At 61.8% G+C, this 15,619-nt stretch carries 18 protein-coding genes; 5 read left to right on the top strand and 13 right to left on the bottom strand.

Going from position 1 to position 15,619, the window contains the following annotated elements; all coding sequences use genetic code 11:
• Positions 1–59: 59 nt before the first annotated feature.
• Positions 60–1,064, bottom strand: coding sequence for a sulfate ABC transporter substrate-binding protein (locus H3H36_RS08765; protein ID WP_182216375.1), 1,005 nt, complete (start codon positions 1,062–1,064; stop codon positions 60–62).
• A 108-nt stretch (positions 1,065–1,172) separates the two neighbouring features.
• Entirely contained in the window at positions 1,173–1,556 is a 384-nt protein-coding gene (locus tag H3H36_RS08760) for a diacylglycerol kinase (protein WP_182216372.1), read from the bottom strand.
• 148 nt (positions 1,557–1,704) lie between these two features.
• Here H3H36_RS08760 and H3H36_RS08755 point away from each other — a divergent pair, with 148 nt between their 5' ends.
• Entirely contained in the window at positions 1,705–2,484 is a 780-nt protein-coding gene (locus H3H36_RS08755; protein WP_182216369.1) for an IclR family transcriptional regulator, read from the top strand.
• On the opposite strand, the gene pbpG is transcribed toward H3H36_RS08755, so the two are convergent.
• Both pbpG and H3H36_RS08745 read right to left on the bottom strand, forming a co-directional pair.
• A complete protein-coding gene (gene pbpG / locus H3H36_RS08750) occupies positions 2,466–3,521 on the bottom strand; it encodes a D-alanyl-D-alanine endopeptidase (protein ID WP_182216367.1) in 1,056 nt (351 codons plus the stop codon). The two genes, H3H36_RS08755 and pbpG, sit on opposite strands and share 19 nt — an antisense overlap.
• Positions 3,522–3,686: 165 nt before the next feature.
• On the bottom strand, positions 3,687–4,382 hold the full coding sequence (locus H3H36_RS08745; RefSeq protein WP_182216365.1) for a nitroreductase: 696 nt from the start codon (positions 4,380–4,382) through the stop codon (positions 3,687–3,689).
• Between the two features lie 328 nt (positions 4,383–4,710).
• Between H3H36_RS08745 and H3H36_RS08740 the strand changes: the two genes are divergently transcribed.
• Positions 4,711–5,271: a phasin family protein gene (locus H3H36_RS08740; protein WP_182216362.1), complete on the top strand. Its 561-nt coding sequence runs from the start codon at positions 4,711–4,713 to the stop codon at positions 5,269–5,271.
• 200 nt (positions 5,272–5,471) lie between these two features.
• On the opposite strand, the gene H3H36_RS08735 is transcribed toward H3H36_RS08740, so the two are convergent.
• The 6 genes from H3H36_RS08735 to H3H36_RS08710 all read right to left on the bottom strand — a co-directional run bounded on the left by H3H36_RS08735 (position 5,472) and on the right by H3H36_RS08710 (position 10,833).
• Complete coding sequence (locus H3H36_RS08735; protein ID WP_182216359.1) at positions 5,472–6,194, bottom strand: ABC transporter ATP-binding protein; 723 nt, start codon at positions 6,192–6,194, stop codon at positions 5,472–5,474.
• Positions 6,194–6,964 (bottom strand): ABC transporter ATP-binding protein, encoded by a 771-nt coding sequence (locus tag H3H36_RS08730; protein WP_182163458.1) that lies wholly within the window; start codon positions 6,962–6,964, stop codon positions 6,194–6,196. The genes H3H36_RS08735 and H3H36_RS08730 overlap by 1 nt, the downstream gene beginning before the upstream one ends.
• An 8-nt stretch (positions 6,965–6,972) precedes the next feature.
• Positions 6,973–8,190, bottom strand: coding sequence for an ABC transporter permease subunit (locus H3H36_RS08725; protein ID WP_182216357.1), 1,218 nt, complete (start codon positions 8,188–8,190; stop codon positions 6,973–6,975).
• Positions 8,191–8,208: 18 nt separating this feature from the next.
• Positions 8,209–9,138 carry a branched-chain amino acid ABC transporter permease gene (locus H3H36_RS08720; RefSeq protein WP_182216354.1) on the bottom strand — a complete coding sequence of 310 codons (930 nt, stop codon included), beginning with the start codon at positions 9,136–9,138 and terminating at the stop codon, positions 8,209–8,211.
• Positions 9,139–9,383: 245 nt separating this feature from the next.
• Positions 9,384–10,331, bottom strand: coding sequence for a 4-hydroxy-3-methylbut-2-enyl diphosphate reductase (ispH, locus tag H3H36_RS08715; RefSeq protein WP_182216353.1), 948 nt, complete (start codon positions 10,329–10,331; stop codon positions 9,384–9,386).
• A 46-nt stretch (positions 10,332–10,377) separates the two neighbouring features.
• Positions 10,378–10,833 (bottom strand): FKBP-type peptidyl-prolyl cis-trans isomerase, encoded by a 456-nt coding sequence (locus tag H3H36_RS08710; protein ID WP_182216350.1) that lies wholly within the window; start codon positions 10,831–10,833, stop codon positions 10,378–10,380.
• A gap of 101 nt (positions 10,834–10,934) precedes the next feature.
• Between H3H36_RS08710 and radC the strand changes: the two genes are divergently transcribed.
• The 3 genes from radC to rpmG all read left to right on the top strand — a co-directional run bounded on the left by radC (position 10,935) and on the right by rpmG (position 12,230).
• Positions 10,935–11,609: a RadC family protein gene (gene radC, locus H3H36_RS08705; protein WP_182216721.1), complete on the top strand. Its 675-nt coding sequence runs from the start codon at positions 10,935–10,937 to the stop codon at positions 11,607–11,609.
• Positions 11,610–11,812: 203 nt separating this feature from the next.
• Positions 11,813–12,049 (top strand): 50S ribosomal protein L28, encoded by a 237-nt coding sequence (gene rpmB / locus H3H36_RS08700; RefSeq protein ID WP_008451488.1) that lies wholly within the window; start codon positions 11,813–11,815, stop codon positions 12,047–12,049.
• 13 nt (positions 12,050–12,062) lie between these two features.
• Positions 12,063–12,230 carry a 50S ribosomal protein L33 gene (rpmG, locus tag H3H36_RS08695; protein WP_220456434.1) on the top strand — a complete coding sequence of 56 codons (168 nt, stop codon included), beginning with the start codon at positions 12,063–12,065 and terminating at the stop codon, positions 12,228–12,230.
• Between the two features lie 70 nt (positions 12,231–12,300).
• Here rpmG and H3H36_RS08690 read toward each other — a convergent pair whose 3' ends face one another.
• The 3 genes from H3H36_RS08690 to H3H36_RS08680 form a co-directional block, all read right to left on the bottom strand.
• Positions 12,301–12,831 (bottom strand): hypothetical protein, encoded by a 531-nt coding sequence (locus H3H36_RS08690; RefSeq protein WP_229219823.1) that lies wholly within the window; start codon positions 12,829–12,831, stop codon positions 12,301–12,303.
• A gap of 65 nt (positions 12,832–12,896) precedes the next feature.
• Positions 12,897–14,099 (bottom strand): DesA family fatty acid desaturase, encoded by a 1,203-nt coding sequence (locus tag H3H36_RS08685; RefSeq protein ID WP_182216348.1) that lies wholly within the window; start codon positions 14,097–14,099, stop codon positions 12,897–12,899.
• Positions 14,100–14,225: 126 nt separating this feature from the next.
• Positions 14,226–15,542, bottom strand: a complete 1,317-nt coding sequence (locus tag H3H36_RS08680) for a mechanosensitive ion channel family protein (protein ID WP_182216346.1) — start codon at positions 15,540–15,542, stop codon at positions 14,226–14,228.
• Positions 15,543–15,619 lie beyond the last annotated feature (77 nt).

Here is a 15,619-nt window from a genome sequence, read left to right as displayed (position 1 = left end):
TCGTGATTGATTCAAAGCAAAGAAAAGGCCGGCGGCCGCAGCGCGCCGGCACGCGCCGCTCACTTGCCGGGCTGGTAGATCTGGTCGAATACGCCGCCATCGGCGAAGTGGGTCTTGTGCGCCGAGGCCCAGTCGCCGGCCACCTGGGCCAACGTGAACAGCTTGATGGAGGGGAACTGCGCCGCGTATTTTTTTGACGCCTTGTCCTGCACGGGGCGATAGTAATGTTTGGCGATCAAATCCTGGCCTTCGTCCGTGTACAGGAATTGCAGGTAGGCTTGCGCCACCTTGCGCGTGCCGTGGCGCTCGGCCACCTTGTCGACCACGGCCACGGGCGGCTCGGCCAGGATGGACGACGATGGCGCCACCAGCTGCACCTTGTCCGGGCCCAGTTCCTTGATGGCCAGCAAGGCCTCGTTCTCCCACGCGATCAGCACATCGCCTATGCCGCGCTCCACAAACGTGGTGGTGGCGCCGCGGGCGCCGGAATCGAGCACGGGCACGTTCTGGTACAGCTTTTTCAGGAAGGCGCGGGCGCTGGCGTCATTGCCGCCCGGCTGGCGCAGGGCGTAGCCGTAGGCGGCCAGGTGGTTCCAGCGCGCGCCCCCCGACGTTTTGGGGTTGGGCGTGATGACGGCCACGCCTGGCTTGACGAGGTCGTTCCAGTCGTGGATGCCCTTGGGATTGCCCTTACGGACCAGGAACACGATGGTGGACGTGTAGGGCGCGCTGTTGTGGGGCAGGCGCTGCTGCCAATCCGGCGACAACAACTGGTGGCCGGCGATGGCGTCGATGTCGTAGGCCAGCGCCAGCGTCACCACGTCCGCCTCCAGGCCATCGATCACGGCCCGCCCCTGCTTGCCCGAACCGCCGTGCGACTGGCGGATCTTGACCGTGTCGCCACTGCTGGCTTTCCAGCTTTTGGCGAAGGCGGCGTTGATGTCCTGGTACAACTCGCGGGTGGGATCATAGGAGACGTTCAGCAAGGCAACGTCCGCGGCGGCAGCCGGCAGGATGGTGGTGGCGGCCAACAGGGCCGCGGCGAAGAAGTTCTTGTTCAGCATCAGGATTCCTTATGGTTGAAGCATCAGGAACACCAGCGTAAGACTCCCGGCTAATAAACAGAAGGAATCATTTCGACGTTTTATATGCCGAAAACGTATGTGACGCGATCAGGCAAAGCGGTCCAGCAGCACCACGGCCCAGGCGGCGGCGGCCAGCAGGCAGGCCAGCAGCACGGCGGCGCTGCCGAAATCCTTGGCGTTCTTGGACAGCGGATGGCGCTCCAGCGACACCCGGTCCACCACCGCTTCCAGCGCGGAATTGATCAATTCCACGATCAGGATCAGCACCAGCACGCCGATCAGCAACAGCTTTTCGAATGCGGAGATGCGCAGTGCCAGCGCGAGGATGGTGCCGGCGGCAAACAGGGCCAGTTCCTGGCGAAATGCATGCTCGTGGCGCCAGGCCGCCTTGAGCCCGTCGAGCGAGTAGAAAAAAGCCGACAGGATGCGTTTGAGACCGCTTTTGCTCTTGAATTCGCTGACTGGTTCCATGCGGGCGAGACTGAGTGACGAAAGGAACGATTATGCCCGTTCGTGACCGAGTGGTCACAATTTCAGCGCAATCACGCCAGAGATTTCCCAATATTTTCACATTATGGTATAAAGGAAGTATAACTTACCGCATCGCACCAACCACATCATGAAAATCGAAACCGTTCCCGAGCAAAAGACAACGATCCAGGTGATCGAGCGCATGGTCGCGCTGCTCGACGCGCTGGCCAAGTATCCCGATCCCGTGAGCCTGAAGGAATTATCGAAAGTATCGGGCCTGCACCCGTCGACGGCCCACCGCATCCTGAACGACATGGTGCTCACGCGCTTTGTCGACCGCATCGAACCGGGCACCTACCGGCTCGGCATGCGCCTGCTGGAACTGGGCAATATCGTCAAGAGCCGGCTGTCCGTGCGCGAAGCGGCGCTGGACTTCATGCGTGCACTGCACAAAAAGACCCAGCAGACCATCAACCTGTCCGTGCGCCAGGGCGACGAGATCGTCTACATCGACCGCGCCTTCTCCGAACGTTCCGGCATGCAGGTGGTGCGCGCCATCGGCGGGCGCGGCCCGCTGCACCTGACCTCGACGGGCAAGCTGTTCCTGTCGGTGGACGAACCCAAGGCCATCCGCGCCTACGCCACCCGCACCGGCCTGGCCGGCCACAACAAGAACTCGATCACGGACCTGGCCACGCTCGAGCGCGAGCTGAGCCTGGTACGGGCGCGCGGCTACGCGCGCGACAACGAGGAACTGGAACTGGGGGTGCGTTGCATGGCGGCCGGCATCCGCGACGATTCCGGCAAGCTGATTGCCGGCCTGTCGATCTCGGCCCCGGCCGACCGTCTGCAGGACGCGTGGCTGGACGACCTGGTGGCCACGGCCAACCAGATCTCGGCCACGCTCGGTTACATTCCGGCCGAGTAAGTGGGCGCGGTGGCCGCGCCGGTAGTCATGCCGGCCGGCTTGAGCGCCTCCAGCCATTTGCGCATGCGACCGGCATCGGCCGTGCGCGATTGCTTGCCCTTGGAATCGAGGAACACCATGATCACGGCGCGGCCTTCGATCACGGCCTGCATCAGCAGGCAGCGGCCAGCCTCGTTGATGAAGCCGGTCTTCTGCAGGCCGATCTCCCACGTGGGATTGGCCACCAGGTGGTTGGTATTGCCGAACTGCATGGGGTGGCCGCTCGCTTCCACGATGGCTTTCGGATCGGTCGAATACTGGCGCAGCAGCGGCTGCTGGTAGGCGGCCATGGCCAGCTTGGCCAAGTCGCGCGCACTGGCCACGTTCATCTTGGACAGGCCGTTGGAATCGACGTAATGCGTGTCGAGCATGCCCAGCTCGCGGGCCTTGGCGTTCATGGCCGCGACGAACGCGGCCCGCCCGCCCGGATAGTTGCGGCCCAGCGCGGACGCGGCCCGGTTCTCCGAACTCATCAGCGCGATGTGCAGCATGTTGGCGCGCGTCAACTGCGAACCCACTTTCAGGCGCGAGCTGCTGAACTTGATGCGGTCCACGTCGTCGTCCGTCACGGTCAGCACTTCATCCATGTCCTGGTGCGCCTCCACCACGACCAGGCCCGTCATGAGCTTGGTGATCGATGCGATCGGCAGCGCCACGTTGGAATTTTTCTCGAACAGCACTTCGTCATTGTTCTGGTCCAGCACCAGCGCCACGTTCGATTTCAGGTCGAATGGGTCATGGGTCTGGTTCAGCCCGGCCAGATCGCCCATGGTGGGCACGGCCGGTGCGGCGGCCAGCAGGCGCTCGTAGACGACCTTGCGGCGGCCATGCACCATCACCACGCGCTTGACCAGGTGTTCGCGCGGCGCGGCGGCCGCTTCATGCAGCTTGCCTTTGCGGACATGATGTTTCTTGTGGTGGATATCGGCCGCCTCGGCAGCGGCAGGTAGCGACACCAGCAGCGCTGCGATCAGCGCACCAGAGGCGAGCTTAAACATGAAATTCCCCGGTAAACGAACAGACGAGTGACCGTTGCAGTGTAGCAAAACCATGCGCGATCGCAAGCCAATTTAACATAGTCGGCATCATGGTTTTCCCCTGCGCAATGCACTCGCCATAAGCTTGTTCAAACGACTTGCGAATGTGGGTCGCACGGCATCCCATCAGTCAACAAATTTAACAAATTCCGCGACCGGCATGCGTTCCGTGACCAGGCTGTTCTCGACCTTGTCCATATCAGCGTAGCCCAAGGACATCCCACACACAACCGTTTCATTGTCTGGAATTGACAATATTTCCTCGATAATCTTGTGGTACTGGGTGAAGGCTGCCTGCGGGCAAGTATCGAGCCCCCGTCCACGGGCCGCCACCATGATGTTTTGCAGGAACATGCCGTAGTCCAGCCACGAGCCCTGCTCCATGATGCGGTCGATGGTGAAGATCAGCCCCACGGGTGCGCCAAAGAATTCATAGTTGCGGCCGTGCTGGGCCGCCATGCCGGCCTTGTTCTCGCGCGTCAGGCCCAGCAGCGCATACAGGTCCCAGCCCACCTTGCGGCGGCGCTCGATGAACGGCGACACCCACTCGCGCGGGTAGTAGGCATATTCCTCCGTATGCTGGCGCGACAGCGACGGATCGTTGTGGGCGGCCAGGATGGCGGCCGACAGCGCGTGCTTGCGCTCGCCCGTCAGCACATACACTTTCCATGGCTGGGTATTGGTGCCCGATGGCGCGCGCGCGGCCACCTGCAGCAATTGTTCGATGTCGGCCCGCGGCACAGGCGTGGGCAGATAGGCGCGGATCGAGCGGCGCGACGTGATGGCGTTGTCAACGGCTAACTGGTCAGATTTGCTGGGCATGCGTCCTCACTGATAGGAAAGGTCATAGACGGACTCTGCACGGGCGGCAGGGCCGATGCGCAGTCTAGCACGGGACGGCGGCGCGGCAGTCGCCCTACCCTGGCCAGCAACATTCAATTCTCGCAAGAAATCGTTCTCGGAGGCCAATGTCACTTCTTTGGTGCAACGCACAAAATTTCGCTTGACTTAATCATGGAAGGCCGTAAAATCGGGTTTGTTGCGTTGCACAATTTGTTTTTTGGTCTGAAGGCTGGATTCATCTGCTTCGTACCACTGGTAGAAACAGCAGCATTTATCGATGACTATTTTCTAATTTCTGGAGAGTTATATGTTTTCAATCCCTGAGCAATTTTCCAATGCGACTAAGGCCAATTTTGAAGCCCAGTTCGCCATCTTCTCCGCACTGACCAACAAGGCCTTCGAAGGCGTGGAAAAATTCGTCGACCTGAACCTGACCGCCGCCAAGGCATCGCTGGAAGAATCGTCGGTGACCACCAAACAACTGCTGGCTGCCAAGGATCCGCAAGAGTTCTTCTCGCTGACCGCTGCCCAGGCACAACCAACGGCTGAAAAAGTGGTGGCCTACGGCCGTCACCTGGCATCGATCGCTTCGGGCACCCAGGCCGAGTTCAGCAAAGCGGCTGAAACCCAGATCGCCGAAACCAACCGCAAGGTGATCTCGCTGGTGGAAGAAGTGAGCAAGAACGCCCCAGCCGGCACCGAAAACGCCGTCGCCCTGTTCAAGACCGCCATTGGCAACGCCAACGCCGGCTACGAGCAGTTCACCAAGACTGCCAAGCAAGCCGTGGAATCGATCGAATCGAACATGGCCACGGCCGTGAACCAGTTCTCGCAAGCCGCCGCCAAGGCCGCTCCTGCCAAGAAATAATGTAGGCCCTGCTGGCGCCCGCGGGCGCCAGCCCCGTTGTACAGACTCCTCGGCATCCGTGGTGTCCTTTCAAACGGGTGTCCTTATCAGCCCCGGCCCTGCCCGGGGCTTTTTTTATTTTCACCCCGCAAAATCGGGGACGTACTCCGGTTTTCCCCGGCGGGAAAACCGGAGTACGTCCCCGATTTTGCGGGTTGGAATTATTCGCCGAGGTAGGCTGCCTTCACGCGCGGATCGGCCAGCATGTCCTGGGCGTTGCCCGTCATGGTGATCAGGCCGGAATCCATCACGTAACCGCGGTGCGCGGCCTGCAGCGCCAGCTTGGCATTCTGCTCCACCAGCAAGATGGTGATGCCGTCGGCCGAGACGTTGCGGATCACCTCGAAAATCTTGTCCACCATGATCGGCGACAGGCCCATCGACGGTTCATCCAGCAACAGCAGCTTGGGGTGCGACATCAGCGCGCGCGCCATGGCCAGCATCTGCTGCTCGCCACCGGACAAGGTGCCGGCCATCTGCTGCGCCCGCTCCTTGAGGCGCGGGAACACGTCGTACCACTTGGCGATGTCGGCTTCGATACCGGCCTTGTCGCTGCGCGTGTAGGCGCCCATCATCAGGTTCTCGTGGATCGACATGCGCGTGAACACGCCGCGTCCCTCCGGCACCATGGCCAGCTTCTTCTCGACCAGGTGGAACGACTGGTCCCCCTTGAGCGAGGCGCCCATGTAGCTGACCGTGCCGTCCACCTTGCATGGCGGCAGCGTGCCCGTGATGGCTTTCAGCGTGGTGGTCTTGCCGGCGCCGTTGGCGCCGATCAGGGCCACCAGCTCGCCCCGGTTCACTTCCAGGTCAATGCCCTTGACGGCCTTGATGCCGCCGTAGGCCACCGTCAATCCCGCGACTTTCAGCACGTTTTCGCTCATCAGTGCGATCCTCCCAGATAGGCGTCGATGACGGCCTGGTTACTCTGTATTTCGGCCGGCAAGCCTTCCGCGATCGGTTTGCCGTATTCCAGCACCATCAAGCGGTCGCACATGCCCATCATCATCTTGACGTCGTGCTCGATCAGCAGCACCGTCTTGCCTTCATTCTTGATCTTGACCAGCAGCTCGCGCAGCGCCAGCTTTTCGGTCGCGTTCATGCCGGCCGCCGGTTCATCGAGCGCCAGCAATTGCGGGTCGGTGGCCAGCGCGCGCGCGATCTCCAGCCGGCGCTGGTCGCCGTAGGACAGGAAGCGCGAGGTGCGGCTGGCGAACTGGCCGATCCCCACGAAGTCCAGCAATTCCTGCGCGCGGCGGCGGATGGCCGCCTCCTCCTCACGCGCCGCCTTGTGGCGGAACACGGCGCCGAACACGCCCTGGTGGGTGCGCACGTGCCGGCCCACCATCACGTTCTCCAGCGCCGTCATGTCGCCAAACAGGCGGATGTTCTGGAAGGTGCGGGCGATGCCGGCCTTGGCCACCTCGTGCGGCGCGGATGGCGAATACGGCTTGCCGGCCAGCTCGAAGGTGCCCGTGTCAGGCTGGTACAGGCCGGTGATGACGTTGAAGAAGGTGGTCTTGCCGGCACCATTGGGGCCGATCAGGCCGTAGATCTGGCCTTTCAGGATCTTGATGCTGACGTCCGTCAGCGCCTGCAGGCCGCCGAAACGCTTGTTGACGCCGGCGATATTGAGTATCACTTGTTCGCTCATGGCTTTCCTCAGGCGCGCAGCACGGACGATGCCGGCTCGGGTTTGTCGGTATCGTGGTCGGGCCGGTCCTCGTGCTTGGGCGCGGGCCACAGGCCGGCCGGACGATTCAGCATGATCAGCACCATGGCCAGGCCGTACAGCAACTGGCGCAGCACTTCCGCTTCGATCACGACGTGGCCGAACAGTTTTTCCTGCAATGGTTCAACCACGTGGCGCAGCACTTCCGGCAGCGCCGCCAGCAGCGCGCCGCCCATGATCACGCCCGGCACGTGGCCGATGCCACCCAGCACCACCATGGCCAGCACGGCGATCGATTCCGTCAGCGAGAACGATTCGGGCGACACAAAGCCCTGGAACGAGGCGAACATGGCGCCGGCGATGCCGCCGAACGAGGCGCCCATCGAGAACGCCAGCAGCTTGACGTTGCGGGTGTTGATGCCCATGGCCTTGGCCGCGATCTCGTCCTCGCGAATGGCAACCCAGGCCCGGCCCAGCCGCGAATGCTGCAAGCGCGTGGTGACGAACACGACGGCGATGCACAGGAACAGGAACAGGAAGTAGTACGCGTTCACGGACGGCATGGAGAAGCCGCCGATGACGACGGTGGCACGCGAGCCAGCCTCGCCGGACAGGTTGACGCCGAACACCCGGATCGGGTCGATCAGGTTGATGCCCTGCGGGCCGTTGGTGAAGTTGATCGGCTCATTCAGGTTGTTCATGAAGATGCGGATGATCTCGCCGAATCCGAGCGTCACGATGGCCAGGTAGTCGCCGCGCAGCTTGAGCGTGGGGGCACCAAGGATGGCGCCGAACAGGCCGGCCAGCGCGGCCGCCAGCGGCACGATCAGCCACACGGACAGGTGGATGCCTTGCTCGCGGATCTCCGGGCCCAGCATGGCCACCAGCGAGTCGCCCAAGGCCGGATATTGGTTGATGATGGATTCCAGCAGCGTGGCGAACTGCGGCGAGGCCAGCAGCCCCGTCATGTAGGCGCCCACGGCGTAGAAGGCGATGTAGCCCAGGTCCAGCAGGCCGGCGAAGCCGACCACGATGTTCAGGCCCAGCGCCAGCATGATGTAGAGCAGCGCCATGTCGATGATGCGCACCCAGGAATTGCCGAACTGGGCGGCCACGAACGGGAACACCAGCAAACCGATCAGCACCAGCGCCATGCTGGCGTAGGCCTTGGCGGGGTTGCGGGCCGTGTCGAAATTGAGGAGAGCCATGATGATCCTTTCTGGCGGTCAGGCGCGGTCGGCCACGCGCTCGCCCATGATGCCGGACGGACGCACCGTCAGCACGAGGATGAGAACGACGAAGGCGAAGATGTCCTGGTAGTTACTGCCCAGGAAGCCGCCCGTGAGATCGCCGATGTAGCCGGCGCCCAGGCTTTCAATAATGCCCAGCAAAATGCCGCCTATCATGGCGCCGTAGATGTTGCCGATGCCGCCCAGCACCGCCGCCGAGAACGCCTTGAGGCCGGGCACGAAGCCCATCGCGAACTGGATCGACGCATAGTTGGCGCCCCACATCACGCCGGCCACGGCCGCCAGCGCGGCGCCGATGGCGAAGGTGGCGACGATGACTTTATTCGAATCCACGCCCATCAGGCCAGCCACACGGGGGTTTTCCGCCGTGGCCCGCATGGCGCGGCCCATGCGGGTCTTTTCCACCAGCATCACCAAGCCGAACATGGACGCGGCCGCCAGTACCAGCAGCAGCACCTGGGTTTGCGAAATGACGGCGCCGCCCACCATGATGGGGTCGGATGACAGCAATTGCGGGAACGGCAGCGGATTGCGACCCCAGATCATCATGGCGAACGTTTGCAGCAGGATGGACACGCCAATGGCCGTGATCAGCGGCGCCAGCCGGGGCGCGTTACGCAGGCGGCGATACGCCACCCGCTCGATGATGATGTTGACCAGCATGCAGACGGGAATGGCGCCCACGATGGCAATGCCCAGTTGCACGAAACCGGGCAGCCCTGGGGCCACGTTCTGCAACAGCTTGAGGATGGTCAGGCCGGCCATGGCGCCTATCATCAGCACGTCGCCGTGGGCGAAGTTGATCAGGTTGAGCACGCCATACACCATCGTGTAGCCGAGCGCGACCAGCGCGTACATGCTGCCCAGCACCAGGCCATTGATAATTTGTTGGATAAAAGTATCCATGGGTTCGATCGCCTTTGTTGAGAGTCACCGATACGTGCGGTGAGGCCACCTAACAAAAACGGCACCCGGGGAAGTCCCCGCAGTGCCGCCGTTGATGTGACGCCGCCATCCCGAAACAAGTACATTCGACAACTTTTTCGGGCGAGGCAATGATAGCGACTATTATGAAAAACTAATAGCGAAAAATATGGTGATGGGCCAAATAGAATTCAGTCCACCTTCCCTGCAGAGGGCGCGCACGGCCGTCAGGCCTGCTCCGCCTTGCCGCCATCGAGCCCCTTGGGCAAGGGGAAGGTGACCGCTTCCTGCACACCGTCCAGCGTGCGCACGCTGCGCGCACCGCACTGTTTCAGGCGGTCGATGACGGCCTGGACCAGCACCTCGGGCGCCGACGCGCCGGCCGTGACGCCCACGCGCAGCTTGCCTTCCAGCCATTGCGGATCGATTTGCGACGCGTTGTCGACCATGTAGGCCGGCGTGCCCTTCTTCTGCGCCACTTCGCGCAGGCGGTTGGAATTGGAGCTGTTCGGGCTGCCCACCACGATCACCACGTCCACCTGGGGCGCCATGAATTTCACGGCTTCCTGGCGGTTGGTGGTGGCATAGCAGATGTCGCCCTTCTTCGGCTCAATAATGCTGGGGAACTTGGCTTTCAGCGCCGCGATGATGTCGGCGGTGTCGTCCACCGACAACGTTGTCTGCGACACATAGGCCAGCATGTCGGGCTTGGCGACTTCCAGCTTGTCCACGTCGGCCACGGTTTCGACCAGGTACATGCCTTCCTCGGTCTGGCCCATCGTGCCTTCCACCTCGGGGTGGCCATCGTGGCCGATCATGATGATCTCGCACCCCTGGCGGCGCATCTTGGCCACTTCCACGTGCACCTTGGTCACCAGCGGGCAGGTGGCATCGTAGATGGTCAGGCCGCGCGCTTCCGCTTCGGCCCGCACCGCCTTGGACACACCGTGGGCCGAGAACACCAGCGTGTTACCGGCTGGCACGTCATCGAGTTCCTCGATGAAGATGGCGCCCTTGTTGCGCAAGTCATCGACCACGTAGGCGTTGTGCACGATTTCATGGCGCACGTAGATGGGCGCGCCGAACTGCTGCAGAGCGCGTTCGACGATCTCGATCGCACGGTCCACGCCGGCGCAAAAACCGCGCGGCTGGGCCAACAGAATTTCTTTTTCCATCAATTCCTCAATGTGTGGGCAAGCGGGCGCCGCAAGCGGGCGCCGCTTACAGCACCGAAATCAGGTTCACTTCAAAGCGCAGCGGCTGGCCGGCCAGCGGGTGGTTGAAGTCGAACAGGGCCGCATCGTCGCTGATTTCGCGCAGCACGCCGGCGAAGCGGCCGCCGCCGGGAGCGGCGAAGTCGATCAGATCGCCCACCTTGTACTCGGCTTCCGGGTCCGAGTTCTCGTCCAGCGTGGCGCGCGAGACGGAACGGATCAGTTCAGGATTGCGCTCGCCGAAACCCTGGGCCGGCGCCAGCTCGAACGTCTTGTGGGTGCCTTCAGGCAGGCCCAGCAGGCAATCTTCCAGGAACGGGGCCAGCTGGCCCTGGCCCAGCATCAGCGTGGCCGGGTTTCCGTTGAAGGTTGTGACTATATCAGTACCGTCCAGGGTGGCCAGACGATAATGCAGGGTGAGATAAGCCGACTTGGTGACGACGTTAGGTTGCGCGTTAGACATGACTTGGTACTCGGTAAGCTTGCAGGAAGCGATATTGTAAGCCACCTTGCCCGCCGCGCCCCCCGTTCCGGAACAATTGGGCCCATTTTCGAGGAGGAATGATGGCGATCAGCGACTGGCCGGCCCACCGCCGTCCCCGCGAGCGTTTGATACTGGAAGGGGCGCCAGCCCTGTCGGACGAGGAATTGCTGGCCGTGTTCCTGCGCGTGGGCGTACAAGGCAAGGATGCCGTCATGCTGGGCCGCGAACTGGTACACCATTTCGGTTCGCTGCACGCGCTGTTCAGCGCCAGCCTGGACGAATTCTGCGCCATCCACGGCCTGGGCGCGGCCAAGTTCGCCCAATTGCAGGCCGTGATGGAACTGGCCCGGCGCGCCATCGAGGAACAATTGAAAGCGGGACAGACGTTGAGTTCGCCCAAGGCCGTCAAGGAATACCTGCGCGTGATCCTGGGCGGCAAGACCCACGAATCGTTCCACGTACTGTTCCTGGACGTGAAGAACCGTTTGATCGATGCCAAGGAATTGTTTCGCGGCACCCTCACCCATACCAGCGTCTACCCCCGTGAAGTGGTCAAGGAAGCGCTGGCGCGCAACGCGGCCAGCGTGATGCTGGCCCACAACCATCCCTCCGGCACGCCTGAACCGAGCGAATCGGACCTGTTGCTCACGCGCGCGCTGATGCAGGCGCTGGCCCTGGTGGACGTGCGCATCCTCGACCATTTTGTGGTGGCCGGCCACCAGGTGCACTCGTTCGCCGAGCACGGCCAGCTGTAAAACAGGGCCGGCGCGCGATGGGGCGCCAGCCCCGTTTACCCTTGTTTACCAAGGGAAAATTGCCATTTCATGCAGGGCCACCAAATTGTTAAATTTTTTTGAAAATTAATGACACAATTGTTTTTCACAAGTCATTGAAAAAGCTGGGTTTTTTTGATATAGTCTTGTTTTTCCAATTGTGGAATGTCTTTAAGGAGTGCGCCATGGCACGTGTTTGCCAAGTCACTGGGAAGAAGCCGATGGTCGGCAACAACGTTTCCCATGCAAACAACAAAACCAAACGTCGTTTCCTGCCTAACCTGCAGAACCGTCGTATTTTTGTTGAATCTGAAAACCGCTGGGTCTCCCTGCGTCTGTCCAACGCCGGTCTGCGCGTGATCGACAAAGTCGGCATCGACGCCGTTCTGGCCGACATGCGCGCGCGTGGCGAAAAAGTCTAAATAGGGAGCTATCATGGCAAAATCTGGCCGCGACAAAATCAAGCTGGAATCGACCGCAGGTACGGGTCACTTCTACACCACTACCAAGAACAAGCGCACCATGCCTGCTAAGATGGAAATCATCAAGTTCGATCCTAAGGCACGTAAGCACGTTCAGTACAAAGAAACCAAGATCAAGTAATCCGATCCCAGCGTTTCGTGAAAAAGCCGTTCATCTGAACGGCTTTTTTGCTTTCCGGCCCCGCACGACGTCAGCGGCAACCATCTTCCTGCAGCACTTCCGCCAACGCGCCCGCGTACATGGCGGCCACCCGTCCCTGTTCCGTCTCGAAGCGGATCGCATACTGCCCCTCCCCCGCCCGAACTGTCAGGTAATGCCCATCCGGCCGGCGCGGATGCGCCACTGTGCGCACGGCCTCGCCGTAGTGGCGCCCCACCTTGCCTTCCGGGTCGTCCAGCGCGATCCCGCGTTCCGATTCGATGCCCGGTTGCGTCACATCGACCCGCTTCAGCACATCCTTCACGAACATCAGGACGATGCCTTCCTGTTCCGCAGGCGTGACCTGGAAGCAGGATGGCACCGTGCGCTGCCAGGCAGGCACGCGCTCCAGGTGCTCGCCGAGGATCTTGTTGACCGTGTCGAAACGCATGCCGACCTTGAGCGGGCCGGCGCCATCGACGCGCAAGGTCCAGTCGCGCGCCTGCGCGGCCGGCAGCAGCGCGCACAGGAGCAACGCGCCCCAGCAGCGCTTAGTGAGTTGCCAATTGCCATGCCGATTCATTAATCTGGCCCTCCAATGCAAAACGGCCCCGTTTCCGGAGCCGTTCATGTTTCAACTCAAGCTGATCATGCGTAGCTGCGCAGGCGCAGCGAGAAATCCTGCAGCGACTTGATGCCGGACGCTTCCGCGCGCGCGCACCAGTCCTGCAGCTTGTGCAGCAGCTGGTCGCGCGTGAAGTGCGAGCGCTCCCAGATCGCGCCCAGTTCCACGCGCATGTTGTGCATGGTTTCCAGCGCCTTGCTGTGCTGGAACAGCTCGCTCAACTGCTGTTGCTGCTGCTCGGCCAGCTTGCCCGGCTCGCGCTGCAACAGCTTGCGCGACGATTTCAGGAAACGCGCTTCCAGCTGCGCCTTGTCCTTCAGGTGGGCCAGCTCTTCCTTCCACGCGTGCTTGACGGACTTGGCATACTTGGCCATCACGTCGTAGCGGTTGGTGATCACCGATTGCAGCGTGTCGAAGTCCGCTTCCAGCTTGCCCGAGGCGAATTTCGGTGCCGGCGCCAGCTTCTTGACCTTGGCCAGGCCCATTTTTTCCAGCGTGCGGATGTACAGCCAGCCGATGTCAAGCTCGTACCACTTGGACGACAGCTTGGCCGAGGTGGCGAAGGTGTGGTGGTTGTTGTGCAGTTCCTCGCCGCCGATCAGGATGCCGAACGGGAAGATATTGGTCGCCGCGTCCGAGCACTCATAGTTGCGGTAGCCCCAGTAGTGGCCGATGCCGTTGATGACGCCAGCGGCCATCACGGGAATCCACATCATCTGCACGGCCCACACGGTAATGCCGATCACGCCGAACAGCATGAAGTTCAGCACCAGCAGCGCGGCCACGCCTTGCCAGCTGTACTTGGTGTACAGGTTGCGCTCGATCCAGTCGGTCGGCGTACCATGGCCATACTTCTCCATGGTTTCCATGTTCTTCGATTCAGCGCGATACAGCTCGGCGCCTTCCCAAAACACTTTCTTGATGCCACGGGTAACGGGGCTGTGCGGATCTTCCTCGGTGTCGCACTTGGCGTGGTGCTTGCGGTGGATGGCGGCCCATTCCTTGGTCACCTGGCCCGTCGTCAGCCACAGCCAGAAACGGAAGAAGTGGCTGGGGATGGCGTGCAATTCCAGCGCGCGGTGCGCCTGATGGCGGTGCAGATAAATGGTGACGCTGGCGATGGTGATGTGGGTGACAGCCAGGGTATAGAAAAACACTTGCCATGCGGTGAGTCGGGTGACGCCGTTAGCCAAAAAGTCCAGTACTGCGGGTAAGCTCAAATTCATTCCTGCTCCAAAGTGGGGATCGCTATCCGGTCGCTCCCGCGCGCGGGAGAGCCGATATTCTTGATTTTAATCACCATTGTACGATGAAACGCTGGTATTTTGCGGAACCATCGCCCCAAAGGCTGATTATTTTTTAGGCAGAGCAACGGATGCCGGCAGCGGCTTGTCGCCGAGGATACGCATTTCCCGTTGCGGGAACGGCACGGAGATATTGTTCTCTTTCAAGGCTTTCCAGATTGCCCGGTTGACATCGGAGATCACGCCGCCCCGGCCATTTTCCGGATCGTGGATCCAGAATCCCAGTTGCAGGTCCAGGCCGTCCGCGCCGAAGCTGAGCAATTGGGCCGACGGCAGCTTTTCCTTCGACACGCGGGCCACCGTGGACGCGGCCTCCTCCAGCAATTTCAACACGGGATCGAGGTCCGTGTCGTAGGCGACCGAGACCTTGGTCGACAGCCACAGCATATTGTTGGTCAGCGAGGAATTCTGCACGGCACCCGACACCAGCATTTCGTTCGGCACGATGGACTCCACCCCATCCAGCCCTTGCAGCACCGTGTAGCGCGTGTTGATCTGGGTCACGCGGCCACTGTATTTGTCCACCGTGATCATGTCACCGATGGTCAGGCTGCGGTCCAGCAGGATCACGAAACCCGATACGTAGTTGCTGGCGATCTTTTGCAAGCCCAGGCCCAGCCCCACGCCCAGCGCGCCGCTGAACACGGACAGCACCGTCAGGTCGATCCCCACCAGCGACAGGCTCACCAGCACGGCCACCACGAGCAGGATGGCGCGGCCCGTGCGCGACAGCACCACGCGCAAGTTGGTGTGCAGGCCGGGCACGTGCATCAGCCGCTCCTCCAGCGCCGCGCCGGCCCACAGCGCCAGCATCTGCAGCAACAGTACCGACACGGCCGCTTGCAAGATGGCCAGGATGGACACCTTGTGCTTACCGAGCGGCAGCACGGTATCGTCAAGGAAATCGAAGATATCGACCCACAGGCCCGTGATGTAGAGCACGAAAGCCAGCCAGACCAGCAACTGGAACACTTTCTCGAACATCAGCATGGCCGCGCCCACCTGCCCGCGGCGCGCGAACACGCGGCGCAGCAAGAAGAAGGTGAACCGGATCACCACCAGCGCGCCAAAGATGGCCATGCCCATCTTGAGCAGGTTCACATGGTGCGCGCGCGACAGCACGGCGCGCGACAGGCCCAGCAGGCAAATGGTCAACAGCGGCCCCAGCACGCGGCCAAAACTCTCCACTCCGAACTGCATCACCCCGGCCTGGCCGCTGCGCCCGAAGCGGCGCCGCAGCAGCGCGGCCAGCCCCCAGCCCAGGGCCACGGACAAGCCGATGGCACTCAATTGCCACAGCAGGCTGGGATCGGTCAGGTCGTCAGTCAGGCCGGCGATCAGGTTAGCGAGCGGTAATTGATTCATTGCAGGTCGAAAACAAGAAAAAATCGGGGACGTAACACGATATTCCCCGCCAGAAAAATCGGGGACGTAACACGATA

Source organism: Rugamonas fusca (assembly GCF_014042365.1).
Taxonomy (GTDB): domain Bacteria; phylum Pseudomonadota; class Gammaproteobacteria; order Burkholderiales; family Burkholderiaceae_D; genus Rugamonas; species Rugamonas fusca.
This window is presented reverse-complemented; position numbering and strand designations above follow the sequence as displayed.

Bases quoted from the DNA above. Each gene is read 5' to 3' on its own strand.
- H3H36_RS08710 (WP_182216350.1), bottom strand. From the start codon at position 10,833: ATGTCTAACGCGCAACCTAACGTCGTCACCAAGTCGGCTTATCTCACC.
- H3H36_RS08720 (WP_182216354.1), bottom strand. From the start codon at position 9,138: ATGGATACTTTTATCCAACAAATTATCAATGGCCTGGTGCTGGGCAGC.
- rpmG (WP_220456434.1), top strand. From the start codon at position 12,063: ATGGCAAAATCTGGCCGCGACAAAATCAAGCTGGAATCGACCGCAGGT.
- H3H36_RS08690 (WP_229219823.1), bottom strand. From the start codon at position 12,831: ATGAATCGGCATGGCAATTGGCAACTCACTAAGCGCTGCTGGGGCGCG.
- H3H36_RS08755 (WP_182216369.1), top strand. From the start codon at position 1,705: ATGAAAATCGAAACCGTTCCCGAGCAAAAGACAACGATCCAGGTGATC.
- H3H36_RS08765 (WP_182216375.1), bottom strand. From the start codon at position 1,064: ATGCTGAACAAGAACTTCTTCGCCGCGGCCCTGTTGGCCGCCACCACC.
- H3H36_RS08745 (WP_182216365.1), bottom strand. From the start codon at position 4,382: ATGCCCAGCAAATCTGACCAGTTAGCCGTTGACAACGCCATCACGTCG.
- H3H36_RS08735 (WP_182216359.1), bottom strand. From the start codon at position 6,194: ATGAGCGAAAACGTGCTGAAAGTCGCGGGATTGACGGTGGCCTACGGC.
- H3H36_RS08725 (WP_182216357.1), bottom strand. From the start codon at position 8,190: ATGGCTCTCCTCAATTTCGACACGGCCCGCAACCCCGCCAAGGCCTAC.
- H3H36_RS08680 (WP_182216346.1), bottom strand. From the start codon at position 15,542: ATGAATCAATTACCGCTCGCTAACCTGATCGCCGGCCTGACTGACGAC.
- pbpG (WP_182216367.1), bottom strand. From the start codon at position 3,521: ATGTTTAAGCTCGCCTCTGGTGCGCTGATCGCAGCGCTGCTGGTGTCG.
- ispH (WP_182216353.1), bottom strand. From the start codon at position 10,331: ATGGAAAAAGAAATTCTGTTGGCCCAGCCGCGCGGTTTTTGCGCCGGC.
- H3H36_RS08760 (WP_182216372.1), bottom strand. From the start codon at position 1,556: ATGGAACCAGTCAGCGAATTCAAGAGCAAAAGCGGTCTCAAACGCATC.
- H3H36_RS08685 (WP_182216348.1), bottom strand. From the start codon at position 14,099: ATGAATTTGAGCTTACCCGCAGTACTGGACTTTTTGGCTAACGGCGTC.
- H3H36_RS08740 (WP_182216362.1), top strand. From the start codon at position 4,711: ATGTTTTCAATCCCTGAGCAATTTTCCAATGCGACTAAGGCCAATTTT.
- H3H36_RS08730 (WP_182163458.1), bottom strand. From the start codon at position 6,964: ATGAGCGAACAAGTGATACTCAATATCGCCGGCGTCAACAAGCGTTTC.
- radC (WP_182216721.1), top strand. From the start codon at position 10,935: ATGGCGATCAGCGACTGGCCGGCCCACCGCCGTCCCCGCGAGCGTTTG.
- rpmB (WP_008451488.1), top strand. From the start codon at position 11,813: ATGGCACGTGTTTGCCAAGTCACTGGGAAGAAGCCGATGGTCGGCAAC.